Origin of the sequence: Pedobacter kyonggii (assembly GCF_004310665.1) — a bacterium.
Lineage (GTDB): Bacteria > Bacteroidota > Bacteroidia > Sphingobacteriales > Sphingobacteriaceae > Pedobacter > Pedobacter kyonggii.
Genome location: NZ_SIXF01000002.1, coordinates 285202 through 298462 on the forward strand (window position 1 = coordinate 285202; position 13261 = coordinate 298462).

Genomic DNA, 13261 nt, shown 5'->3' on the forward strand with positions numbered 1-13261 from the left:
TCAAAAAACAAGGGATTATTTGACTAAATATCATGAAAAAGGCCGCTCAGATTATGGATACAAACAGATTCAGTCCCTGCCTTACTTCAATCTAATTAACCCAATGCTATACCGATATGCTTTTATTGTATGGAGATCATCCGGTACCAATTCAATCTCTGCCGTGTATTCCCTTACGGCGGGCCTGCACGACAATCACGATAACAAGAACCAGGTTGATGAGCAGGCTGCAGGAAAAATCTCCTGGTGTGCGATTCTCATCTCCTTGTCCTGGGGACTGGCCATAGGAAATAAACGGCATAAGACAGCTGACAACTATAAACGATAACAATAATATCAAGGGGTGAGAAAAAAAAGTTCCACTGGCTTTCGCAGAACTCGGATATTTGCGGGCAGGATAATTTTTCATATACATTTGGTCAGGTATATAGTGAAGTCGTGAGAGTATGGGTACAAAATCCCGGATAAATGTTGCGCAAAATGATTGAGATACCTGGGAATCGCTGACTTCCTGATGCAGAGCTCGGTAGTGGTCCCTGAACTTTTTCAATATGAATTTCCTGTCTTCCGAAGGAATGGCGCACCAGCTCTGGGTGGCTGTCCTCAGGCTGTTCAAATGAAACTTATCCGGAGGTAATATGTTGCAGAGTTCATCCAGTGTTGGATGTATAGCATTTTGTGATCTGGTTGTCAGGTTTTCATTTGCTTTGCGTTGTGATATGATTTGCTCCAGTTTTTTTTCCAGTTCATTTTTGATCTGCAAATCGATGTTCGGGCGGGGCTCTGGCCTCACGAATTGCCGCGTCAGACCACTAGCAATGGGCTGACCACTGGGTATTTTTTCAGAAATGATAACTTCAGCAAGTAGAATTCCTTTTTGATCCGGGATAACTCCAGTTTTTAAATTTTTCATGGCTATTTTTTTAATGGAATGAATCAAAGTTCCACAGAAATCTAAGCCAGGTAAATGATTTTTCATAAGAAAAAGCCTTGATGTATGTCAAGAAGATCGTAGGCATATATATTTTTGAGACTGTCCATGCAAACGGATCTGTGTTTGGGACAGCTGAAGAATTAGTGGGAAAGCTGCTTGATAATTCTTTTTGTTAAGGACTAGCTATTATTCATCACATCCTATCTTTCTTAAGCGATTCGTTTGGTAAGGAACCTTACTCCAAAGTAAGTACTTGTTAATATGAAATTAAGAACGAACTTTGTAATTGAATCAACCCTTAAAAATTATATTATGTCGAGAAATGTTGAAATTGCCCAGTCGTATTTTAATGCCGTTGCAAAAGGTGACTTTGAAACTGTTGGCTCATTGTTGTCGGACGATGTCGTGTGGCACCAGCCGGGGAAAGGCACCCAGTCAGGAACCTATTCCGGCAAACCGGATCTTTTTGCCCATTTGGGAAATTTCATGAAATGGAGCAATGGCACATTCGCAATTGATAATATTGAATACATCACTGGTAACGGTCAACTGGTTGCGGCATCTATAAACTTCAAGGCTGAAAAAGGAGACAAGTCAATGTCGATGAAAGGAATTGACTTGCTGCGTATAGAAGGTGGAGTCATCAAAGAGGTATGGTTGTTTTCTGAAAACATTGATACTGAAGATGAATTTTGGACAAGTGCTGCTGAAAGCTGAGAGACTTGACTTTTCAAATTTTCTTGGGGTGCACTGTGTTTCAGAAGGTCTCGATGAGCTATAGGTAGTAAAAAGCAATTTCCCAGGAGTTCTTTTCTGTAGACGGTACGATGGACTGCCGTAGATGGAAATTCATAAGTGGGCGATGTAAAGTGACGAACAGTTGTCCTTTGAAGATGCATTTTACTAACGCCCACTGATGTATTCCGAATATCCGCCGTAAATGTTTATATTTATTTGTTTTATAAAGTATTGTATATATTTTTGTTTTCATAGGCAAACCAAATATTCTCTGAGAAAACGTTTTTAGCTTCATTTGCTGTCTTAGCAGAGCTTAATCGAAAAAGCTATATGAGATTTCTGGAAAACATTAGGCAAATAATTCCTTATGGGACAGTTTAATAGCGACGACGAACTGATTCGGCTGATCTCCAAAGGAGACCGGGAGGCGTTCGCCCATGCTTACAGGACTCATATTGAAAACTTGCACGGGTTCATTTTTAGTATTTGCTATGACAAAGAGCTCACCGAAGAAATCCTGCAAAATCTGTTTTTGAAAATTTGGGAAAACCGGGCAGAAATGGAACATATCCTTGCCCTGAAACCGTATTTATTCAAGTGCGCTAAGAATCAGCTACTGAATCACTTCAAAAGAGAAAAGGTCCGCGAGAATGCCTTGAAAATTATAACTGATCGATCTGAGCTTTTTAAAAATACGACTGAGGACGGATTTGCTTACAAGGAGTATTATGCTTTGGCAATGGACGCCATTAATTTACTCCCTGAAAAGAGAAAAATGATTTTTAAACTTCGTCTCCATGATGAACAATCACTGGATGAGATCGCTGGACACCTGAAAATATCTAAATCAGTAGTTAAAAAACAGCTCTATAGTGGTATCAGTTTTGTCCGGAAGTACCTGCTTAAAAACGGTGAGATTGTTGCCTTAGTGTTTTCTACATTTTTTAGCTAAATTAATTTTTAACCGAGGGGGTCTTTTATCAGTTCTGATTGTCTTAGCTGATATGAGCCAGAATATTCCTGAATTTTTCGAAAAACTAAAGAATAATCAACAAACACCTGAGGAACATCGTGCCTTTTCAGATTGGCTCAGGAATGCTTCACCCGCTGAAATCGATAATGTGGTGAAAGAGTTTGGCGAACATTTCGAGCACCTCGCCGCCAAACCTTTTTCCGGAGATGAAAGACTTTTTTCTTTGATTGAACAACGGATTGACCAGGCATCGCTTTCTGAAAATGAAAAGAAGATATCCTTGAAAGCCCCACGGGTAACTTGGTGGCTCAAAGCAATTTCAGCTGCTGCTTGTCTGGCCGCTGCCGTCTGGTTACTATTCCCCCAACAACAGATCCCCGATGCTATAAACCAGGAGCTCGCCACTGAAAGTAAGAATCCGATTTTACCAGGAGGAGACAAAGCTGTTCTAGTGCTTCAGAATGGACGTAATATCATTCTTGATGGGAGCCAGGATGGCACCATTGCTATTGAAAATGGTGTAAAGGTTGATAAATCCGATGATGGTGAGTTGCGGTACACAGGCTTGGGATCTAAAGGAGTTTCTTTTACTAATCTTTCCTATAACCTATTAAAAACACCTCGGGGTGGGCAATACAGGTTAGTCCTTTCCGATGGTACTAAGGTTTGGCTTAATGCGCAGTCTTCTATCAGGTATCCTGCAAAATTTGCCCCTCACAGCAGGGTCGTTGAGCTCAAAGGGGAAGCGTATTTTGAAGTTAGTAAAGATAAAAACCGGCCGTTCCGGGTTAATATAAATCATACCTCAATAGAAGTGCTGGGCACCCATTTCAACGTAATGGGCTATAGCGATGAGACAGGTGTAAAAACCTCTTTGCTGGAAGGATCCGTTAAGGTCAGCAGCGGTTCACAAAGCAGGCTAATTAAGCCCGGCGAGCAGGCGCTGTCGGACCATTTTGTTAGAGTATCTGAGGCGAATGTAAACGAGGCTGTGGAATGGAAAAATGGAAATTTCAATTTCGCTCATGAAAAAATAGAGTCCATTATGCGAAAAATTGCCCGCTGGTATGATATCAGTGTAGAGTATCAAGGTAAAATTGCTGATGTAAGCTTTGTAGGCACAATACCCCGCTCACAAAGTATTCACACTGTGCTTAATTATCTGGAGCTGACCGGAGTGGTGCATTTTAAAATTCAGGGAAGGAGGATTACTGTTATGCCATAAGATCTACCTTTGGCCATGTCTGATAAACCGGGAAGCGCTGTCACGCTTACCCGGAAGTGTCTGGGACAATCGGCTTCATAAATTACCCTACTAACCAATTTAAACCCAAACAATCAAATGTATGAAATTTAATTTTCAAACAGGATACTGGCGTGCGGCCATTATCCCTAAAACGCTGTTGATAATGAAACTAACCCTTGTTTTATTGATCTCCGTATTCTTACAGATTTCCTATGCGAGCTATGGACAGAAAGTGACCATAAAAGGCAAGCACATTCAAACCGAACAATTTTTCAGGGAAATACAAAGGCAGACTTCTTATAAAATCCTTTATGCTGCTGAAATGCTTGAGGGATTAAAAAGCACCGACCTGAATTTAAAAAATGTCTCTTTGGAACAAGCACTCGATGCCTATTTTTCAGGTAAGCCAATTGGCTACACGATAAATAATAATGTCATTGTTATACGGCAGAAAACCGTGCCGGTTGAAAACGGCCTTAAAAGAGATCCCGTTACCATTTCCGGTAAAGTAACGGATGAAAAAGGAGCACCCTTGCCAGGGACAAGCGTAATGTTGAAAGGATCTTCACAGGGGACCAATACGGATACCCAGGGAAATTATACTTTAAAACTAAGCGATAACAAAGGGGTTCTGGTTTTCAGCTCCATCGGCTACCTGACCACCGAGATTGAGGTGCCGGGAAATACTTCTACGCTCAATGTTACCTTAAAAGAGGAACTTAAAAACTTAACGGAGGTCCTGGTTGTCGGCTACGGCACGCAAAAGAAAATTACCGCTACGGCTTCTGTTTCTACAGTAGCCGGAACCGAACTTGCTAAAGCACCGGTCGCTAACATCACTGGCTCACTTGCTGGTAGGGTTGCCGGAATCGGTACACGTCCAAATGGCGGTGTGCCAGGACAGGATAACGCAAACATCTTCATCAGAGGTGTAGCCACTACTGGTAACAATGCCGCACTCATCGTCATTGATGGAGTGATCAGGAGCAACATCAGCCAGGTTGACCCGAATACCATAGAGACGGTCAGTGTACTTAAGGATGCGGCCGCGGTGGCCCCGTACGGACTGGGTGGTGCAAATGGAGTGATTCTGATCACCACCAAACACGGAAAGGCTGGCTCAACCTCCCTGAGTCTGAATAGTTACTACGGATTTCAGCGGCCTACTTTCGCACCAAAAATGCTGAATGCAGTAGATTACATGACCCTTAAGAATGAAGGTGACCTCAACTCGGGACTTCAGCCGCAATTCGCCCAAGATCTGATTGATAATTACGAAAGACTTCATGCGGAAAATCCTGACAGATATCCAAATAGCAACGCCCAGCGCGAGATCGTGAAGATCAATACGCCTCAGCAAAATTATAACCTCCAGCTTTCTGGTGGGACTGACCGGATCAGGTACTATGCCGGTCTCAATTTTTTCAGACAGGAAGGGATTTATGATCCGCTTGCGTACAACAGGTATAACTATAATGTGATGCTTGATGTGGACGCTACTAAGACCACCAAAGTCACCCTTTCACTCAACAATACCATTGAAGATAACCAAACAGGTCCAAATCCGAATGGGATTTCTTACATACCAACAAGAGCGCTGTTTTACAGCAATGGACTATGGGGAGAATCGGGAGGATCATCACCGATCGCTGATCTGATGAGCGGAAGTTACAGCCGGGTCAAAAGGAATCAGGCACTCAATAGCTTAAGTGTCGAACAGCAATTACCATTCGTTCCTGGATTGAGCATAAAGGGGGTATTCAGTTATGACCCGTCTTATTCAGAGGACAAGGGCTGGTCACGTCCGGGATATTACTATCTCTATAATCCGGCAGTGACTCCAGCGACGTATACCAGAACATTGCAGGGAGATGGCATCACCTCGCTTTCCCAGGGATATTCTAAAAATCAGAATTTTACTTATCAGGGGCTGATCAATTACCACAGGACTTTTGGTAACCATGATTTAACCGGTTTGATTGTTGCTGAATCCAGGAATGGAATATCCAGCAACTTAAATGCTTCCAGAAGGGGATTTAGCGTAAATGTAGATGAACTTAACCTGGGCACCTCGAACCGTCTGAATTTTGACAATGGGGGATCATCGGCCACCAGCAGCCAGCTTGGCTATGTTTATCGCCTGGACTACGGATATAAAGGAAAGTATCTGATTGGCGCCACCGGAAGATATGATGGACATTATTATTTTGCTCCAGGAAAAAGATGGGCGTATTTTCCAGCTTTTTCAGCAGGATGGCGTCTGTCAGAAGAATCCTTTATCAAAAATAACCTGAATTGGGTTGACAACTTAAAGCTGAAAGGTTCCTGGGGTAAATCCGGTAACCTTGCGGGCTCGGCCTTCCAGTATCTTTCCGCCTATAGTTTATATGGAAATGCATATGCCTTTGGTACAGGCAATCTAGTACAGGGCTCATTTGTGCCGCTTGAGGCAAATACAAATATCACCTGGGAGAAATCAACCAAGTCAAATATAGGTTTGGAGTTATCGTTCTGGAAAGGCAAACTGACCATGGACGCGGATGTGTTTCATGAGAAAAGGTCCGGTATGCTTTTGGCGCCGGCAATCACTGTTCCGGTGGAATACGGTTTGAGTCTTGCCCAGGAAAATGCAGGTGTAATGAGCAACAGGGGACTGGATTTGACCGTTGGCACGAATCATAAGTTTAGCAACGGGATTCTTTTTGGTGCTACAGGTACTTTCTTGTATGCAAAAAATAAGCTTGAACAGGTTTTCGAAACTCCTGCAACCAGAAATAACCCAAACCGTAGTCGCACAGGAAGACCTCTTGGGACGCCTTTCGGTTATCAGGCGCTTGGCATATTCCAGACTTCGGATGATAAGAATGGTGACGGAATCATTAATGCAACTGACGGGTACACCATTACCCAGTTCGGAGCACTTCATCCTGGAGATGTGAAATATGCAGACCTCAATGGGGACGGTAAAATAGACGCAAATGATGAAACTGTTGTTGGCGACCCATTGTATCCTGCGATAACCTACGGTCTGAACCTGAATGCCTCATGGAAGGGCTTTGATGTGAACGTATTTTTCCAGGGCGCTGGCAAAGCGAGCCTGAATGTTCAGGGGTACCAAACGGTTCCCTTTAGGATCAACAATACCAACACCTCTTATGAATACTTTGATAACAGATGGACACCAGATAATCAGAGTGCAAAATATCCCAGGGCATATGCATCAAAGAACACCAACAACACAACAAACCCAGTTAACGGAGATGGTTTTGGGGATTTTTCATCTTCGTTGTGGATGGCCAGTACCGATTTTGTAAGGCTGAAGACAGCGGTGATAGGATACACTTTTCCTGCCGCACTGAGCAAACGCGCAGGCATGCAGAACTTGAGGGTATATGCATCCGGACAAAACATCTTTACCGGTGGAGGTCTGGGGTTCATGGATCCTGAGACTGGATTTTCGCAGCGTGAGGAAGCTTACCCAGTACAAAAGACCTTCATATTCGGATTGCAGGTTACATTCTAATAAAAGCAGATTAAGACATGAAAACATTTAGAAAATATAGCATTACGTACAGCTTCCTTATGATGGGTGTGCTTGTACTCTCCATATTGGCGTCCTGTAAAAAGGGTTTCCTGGACAATGAGAATAAAAGCGCAATCGCAGGTGATACCCAGTGGAATGACGAATCAAGCGCAGACCTGTTTTTAAATGATATCTACGGACAAATAAACAATCTGGGCAGTACACCTGATCCGTTGGATAGTTTTACAGATGATAATGATGGCGGTCCTTACTGGAAGTCATGGCGCTGGAGACAAGGTATTATTGGCCCGAGCGTGGAAGGCGGTGCACCTATGAACAATGACGGCGATGCTTCCAATTATAGCAACTGGTCTTCGGTATACACCAAAATCAGGCGCTGCAATACCTTTATCAAGGAAATAAATGCCCACGCCACCAGTTATTCAGAGGCTTACAGGAAAAAGAGAATCAGTGAGGTTAGGTTTCTCAGGGCGTTTTTTTATAGCTACTTGTGGATGCACGTCGGCGGACTGGCTATCATTACCGAGCCTCAGGACCGCAAGACAGACAGTGAAGATCAGCTGTACAAGTCAAGAAGTACTTTTGAGGAGACTTTTAATTTTATTGACAAAGAACTTGACGAAATAGTAAATGAAGGTTCGCTGGAGATAAAGTATAACTCTGGTGCCGCCGATGCCGGAAGGGTAACGCTCGGGGCAGCTCTGGCGCTTAAGGGATGGGTTGAGCTTTTTGCTGCCAGTCCTGCCTTTAATACAGGATCACCCGTAGTGGGTGCTGATCCGGATAAATTTTATTCGTTTGGTAGCACCGATGCCGCAAGGTATGCCAAGGCAGCTGCGACAAATAAAAAATTTATCGACAGCTACGCAGCCAATTATAGCCTTTTCAATAACCTCACCACCCTTTTCTCTGAACCTGCGGAATACAATTCGGAAATTATCTGGGACAGACAAACTGTACGAAACACGGGAGGGACCATCGGCGGAGACATCAATCTATTTGGAGGCCCTGTTTTTATACTGGATCAATATTATACCTGGGGGAATTATAATCCTACGCAGGAACTCGTTGATGAGTTTAAGATGAGCAATGGCCTGCCAATCACTGCGCCAGGATCTGGATATGACCCGCAGAAGCCTTATGTAAATCGTGAACAGCGCTTTTATGACTGGATTGTTTATGATGGCGCGCCATACAAACAGAATTGGATGCCTTCAGCGGATGTGATCTACACCAGAATAGATAAAGTGAATCCATCCAAAAACGAGATTGATTTCGGTTCCTCGGACGTATCCAATACAGCCTATTATTTCAAGAAGAGGCTAAACCCAGATATGATCCCATCTGGTGGCAGATCCGACGGACAAAATTATGTGTATTTCCGGTATGCAGAGGTGTTGCTTAACTATGCCGAAGCTCAGAATGAAGCGGTAGGTCCGGACGGGTCGGTTTACGCTGCAATAAACCAAATCCGGGTGCGCGGGAAGTTGCCTACACTTGAAACAACTTATGGCGGGCAGGTCCTCACTCAGGCGCAGATGAGACAAATTATCCGCAATGACCGCCGGGTAGAGCTATGCTTTGAGAACAAAAGATGGTATGATTTGGTTCGCTGGCGAATTGCAGAGGATGTACTCACAAAAGACCTCCATGGGATGAAGATCAGCAACACTGTTCCCAACAATAATGGCGGTGTGTGGAAATACGAAGTAGTACCTTTAAACCATCCCCATGTGTTTACCACCAGAATGTACCTGAACCCGATTCCACAGAATGTAATCGATCAGAACCCTAAAATTAAACAGAACCCGAATTATTAACATCCGATAACAAGTAAAATATGAAATTTATCTCGCTGCTGGTGTTGGGCACGCTGATCACTGCGACCTTAAATGCCCAGGAAGTTGACTATGGAGCCGACCAGGCCAATAAGAGAAATATTCCCGCTCCAAATCTCCTTGGCGGGAGGACAGATTATGATTATCTCTCCCTGAAAGACCATCCTTCCCTAAGCGGTGTACCACTAGGTGGAATAGGAGTTGGCAACGTTCAGTTTGCACCTAACGGACGTTTTGTTCGGATTGGCATGAACAACATTCATGTTCCGATTCCCAGAAGCTCAGCAGCTTTTTTTGCTTTATGGAGTAACAATTCAAAAGGGACTTCAGCCAGAAGACTAGTAATTGATTCAGCGGCACAGTATGGCATGAAAGGTGTAGCGCATACCACCTTTACCGGACTTTTCCCCCAGGCGACGTTGTCGCCGGGGGAAAATGATTCCGGGGTCAAAACTTCCATCCACGCATGGTCTTCCCTTATTCCTCATGATGTTAAGAATTCTTCACTTCCTGTATCTTTTTTTGAAGTGACGCTGAAGGCGAGTGAAAAAGGTGAGTATGCGATTGCCTTTGCTTGGGAGGATTTTATCGGCAGGGGCATTAAAGAACCGAAGTCACTTGAAGGACTTGAAGGACAGATTCTTGCCAAGGGCCAGTTAATGAATGGAGAGGCCTGGCCGGAAATGAAAGCCGTTCAAACCTATAGTGATGCTTATGAAGTGGCAGGGTACAATGGAATAAGGCAGTTCTCCGGGAGTGAAATCATTCCCTTAAAGGCGACTTTTCAGAATTATGTCAGCCAGGTCGCCATTCTGGCCCAGCAGGGTAAGGGTAGAATCAGCTCGCTTGGCGCTTTTGATATTCAAAACGGGGCGGAACAATGGGCTTCCTTTGTACAGACAGGCTTGTTTGACGGCGCCCGGGCCGGAGTTTTAAGCACACCAGGAAAAAACCGGTCAGCAAGCGCGGTGTCGGTGAAGGCTTCTCTGGAAAAAGGCGAAACAAAGACCTTCCGCTTCATGCTGGTATGGTATTATCCGGAACTTAAGATTGACAAGAAGACAGCACCACCGGGATCCTATTGGGGCGGCGGTAGTGATTATGGAAGGTATTTCCACAATTATTTTAGCAGCCTGTCGTCACTGGCGGAGTACAGTATCAAAAACCGTGAAATGCTATTAGAAAAAACTCAGGAATGGCAGAAGCCGGTGATGAATGCAACATATCCCGACTGGTATAAGTTCAAACTTATCAATAGTGGCTATGTCATTTACACCAACATGATCCTCAATAAGAAAGGCGACGTTACTGTAAACGAAGGCGGCATGGGTGGACTGGCCGGTACAATGGATCAACGCATTAGTTCCCACCCTTTTTACCAGAAATTTTTTACCAAGCTAGACCGTTCAGAAATGGAAATTTTTGGTGACGCCCAGGCTTTTGATGGAAGTATTAACCATTTTATTGGTCACTATTATGGTGGATTAGGTACGGTCGGGGGAAGGGTACCCACAGAAAACCATTGGATGCTGGACAATACCGAAGGGTGGATCATACAGATTGCAAAAGATTATGAGCAAACTGCCGATACTGCATATCTTAAACGCTGGTCAGCCCGGATAAAAGACGGGATGAAGTTCTTAAAGAGTAAAATGCCACCGGGAGTGGAAATTCCGGTAGGACCGACTACCTATGACGATTTCAGCCATCCTCCGATTTACAGCTACGGAGCAGGCATGTATCTAGCTTCGCTCAAAGCAGCGGCAGTGATTGCCAGGGCGCTGGAGGACAACGCCTGGGAGCAGGAGTGTACAGCACAGTTTGAAAGGACACAAAAGGATGTGTTGAGAATGCTCTGGAACGGCCGTTTCTTCGCTTATGGCTGCGAGATAGATGGGACTGGAAGGAAAGATAATATTTTATTCACAGGCCAGCTTGCGGGGCAATTTATTAGCCGCTATTGCGGTTGGGGCGATATTTTTCCGCTACAGGTAACCCAGGCGTCACTGGTATCGCAGTTTAAGATTTCCCTCTCAAAGACACCGGATTACTATGCCAACAAAGTGTGGGATATTAACCTGGGGCATGGGATAGACCTAAAAGGCTCTCAATGCTGGCCATTTTATTTGGAAAGTTATACCGGATACCCGGCCCTGCAGGCAGGTTATACGCAGGATGGAATGGATATCATGAAACACATACAACTGGTGCATTTAAGGAAAGGACTGACCTGGAGCCAGAACCTCTGGAATCCGGGAAATATCACCTATATGACAGCGCCTGTCACCTGGTTCTCAACGGATGTTTTATTGGGCGCAGGACTGAATCTGCCAAAAGGGGAGTTGAGGTTAGCACCGATTTCATTGGGTGATGCGGTCACCGTACAGCCACTCTTTTTTCCTGATTTCTGGGCTAATGTAAGGATAGACCGGAAAAAGAAGACAGTTTTCCTGGAAATACTGAAAACTTTCGGAGCCAAGAATTTATCCTTAAGCAAGCTGGTGATTGAGGTGGCGGGGGAATCTGCAGATGCACGCAAGGTACATTCATTTCCTTTGTTTCAAATTCGTGAAGGTCAGCAGCTGAATCTGACCCCTTTTTATACTGAACTACTCTCAGAGAAGAAGCAACCGGCAGTATTGCCAGTGGCAGACAAAACTGAATTTAAACTTTGGAATCTCAAATAGTGGTGCGGAACGACATTGATGGAGATTAGTTCTTCTCTTAATGTTTTAGAGTAGCTTGTATACGGTAAAACGTAACTAAATTGAGCCATATAGCCGGCTTAGAATTACTGAGAAAGTCCGGTGTAGATATGTTCATCACCAATAGTGAAAGGTCTGCTATTGGTGGTGAACTTTTTTATGCCTTATATTTTCCATATAGGGAATTACATTCGGGCCTCCGTCTAATCAAGGAATGATCATGAAATGAAATAGGCAAATCAGGACTTTTGATTTAAGCCAAGTAGTTTCGGAATGTATGGTTTAAAAAATGTTGAATTACTTCGGCCCGGCAATAGGAGAGCGAAAACTATAAAGATGGGGCATAAGTAGTGAGCCAATGAAAACGGTTTTTCTGTCTGCCCCTCCAAATGCCAGGCTGGTAGGCAGTTTTAAGAAATCACCGGCACAATTTGCTAAATGAGAAGCATTGGCAGTAAGTTCATTACATCTGAGGATCCATTCATCCAATGCTTCTCTTTTAATATCTTCAAAGACATCTATTGTTGATCCTTCTTTAGTGATGATGGTTATTCCGTTTTTAGCGATAATTACGGCCCACACATTCCCTTCTTCATCAAATGTGAATCCATCGGGGTTTGCTCCGGGTCCCAGGTCTGAAGGCCCGAATACTTCTTTATTACCTAGAGTGAAATTGGATTTAATCGGGAAACGAACTATACGTCTTCCCAAAGATTCAGCTGCATATAAGTATTTGCCATCGGGACTTAGCTTGACTTCGTTCGTGAGATCCAGGTCATCTGCTACTATCTGAGCTTTGTTCCTCTGCTTCAAAACAATGTATCCATCCGGATTTCGAGTGGTCAATGAGTCATCCCATCGTTTCAGTCGTGTCATCACAGATATCCAAACTCGTCCGTGCCGGTCGCAGGAACAATGATTTACAACACCTGAAGATTCAACTTCTAAAGTACTAAAGAAGACTTCAGTTTTACCATTAGGAAAAATCCGATGTAGTTTTCCATCCCCTAGGCCTGCTACCAGAAATGAACCATCTACCATCCGGCAGAAGCCATTAGGGATTTCAATCCCACTGCCAGTCAATATTGGAGGACTATCCTTAACTACTTTGGCTATTCCTCCGCGTGAGTCTGACACCCACAATCCATCATGATCATACCAAACACATTCAGGTCGGTTAAGGCTGGTTCCAACCATTGAGAAATCGTCTTGTGTTAATTTAAATGATTTTAAAAGTGACATCGGTTTTGTTGGGTTGAATTATAAAAGCGTGGGATATGTGT

The 13261-nt window shown here is 43.9% G+C and carries 8 protein-coding genes; 6 read left to right on the top strand and 2 right to left on the bottom strand.

Features of this window, described 5'->3' with window-relative positions; translation table 11 throughout:
• Positions 1-151: 151 nt before the first annotated feature.
• Positions 152-979, bottom strand: coding sequence for a hypothetical protein (locus tag EYS08_RS03775; RefSeq protein ID WP_131028512.1), 828 nt, complete (start codon positions 977-979; stop codon positions 152-154).
• A 216-nt stretch (positions 980-1195) separates the two neighbouring features.
• Here EYS08_RS03775 and EYS08_RS03780 point away from each other — a divergent pair, with 216 nt between their 5' ends.
• The 6 genes from EYS08_RS03780 to EYS08_RS03805 all read left to right on the top strand — a co-directional run bounded on the left by EYS08_RS03780 (position 1196) and on the right by EYS08_RS03805 (position 11960).
• On the top strand, positions 1196-1651 hold the full coding sequence (locus EYS08_RS03780) for a nuclear transport factor 2 family protein (protein WP_208745780.1): 456 nt from the start codon (positions 1196-1198) through the stop codon (positions 1649-1651).
• A 388-nt stretch (positions 1652-2039) separates the two neighbouring features.
• Positions 2040-2624 carry an RNA polymerase sigma factor gene (locus EYS08_RS03785; protein ID WP_131028513.1) on the top strand — a complete coding sequence of 195 codons (585 nt, stop codon included), beginning with the start codon at positions 2040-2042 and terminating at the stop codon, positions 2622-2624.
• Between the two features lie 52 nt (positions 2625-2676).
• Positions 2677-3870, top strand: a complete 1194-nt coding sequence (locus EYS08_RS03790; RefSeq protein WP_131028514.1) for a FecR family protein — start codon at positions 2677-2679, stop codon at positions 3868-3870.
• Positions 3871-3991: 121 nt separating this feature from the next.
• Complete coding sequence (locus EYS08_RS03795; RefSeq protein WP_208745781.1) at positions 3992-7414, top strand: TonB-dependent receptor; 3423 nt, start codon at positions 3992-3994, stop codon at positions 7412-7414.
• Positions 7415-7431: 17 nt separating this feature from the next.
• Positions 7432-9255, top strand: a complete 1824-nt coding sequence (locus EYS08_RS03800) for a RagB/SusD family nutrient uptake outer membrane protein (RefSeq protein ID WP_131028515.1) — start codon at positions 7432-7434, stop codon at positions 9253-9255.
• A gap of 20 nt (positions 9256-9275) precedes the next feature.
• Positions 9276-11960 carry a GH116 family glycosyl-hydrolase gene (locus EYS08_RS03805; protein WP_131028516.1) on the top strand — a complete coding sequence of 895 codons (2685 nt, stop codon included), beginning with the start codon at positions 9276-9278 and terminating at the stop codon, positions 11958-11960.
• Positions 11961-12275: 315 nt separating this feature from the next.
• On the opposite strand, the gene EYS08_RS03810 is transcribed toward EYS08_RS03805, so the two are convergent.
• A complete protein-coding gene (locus EYS08_RS03810) occupies positions 12276-13220 on the bottom strand; it encodes an SMP-30/gluconolactonase/LRE family protein (RefSeq protein ID WP_131028517.1) in 945 nt (314 codons plus the stop codon).
• Positions 13221-13261 lie beyond the last annotated feature (41 nt).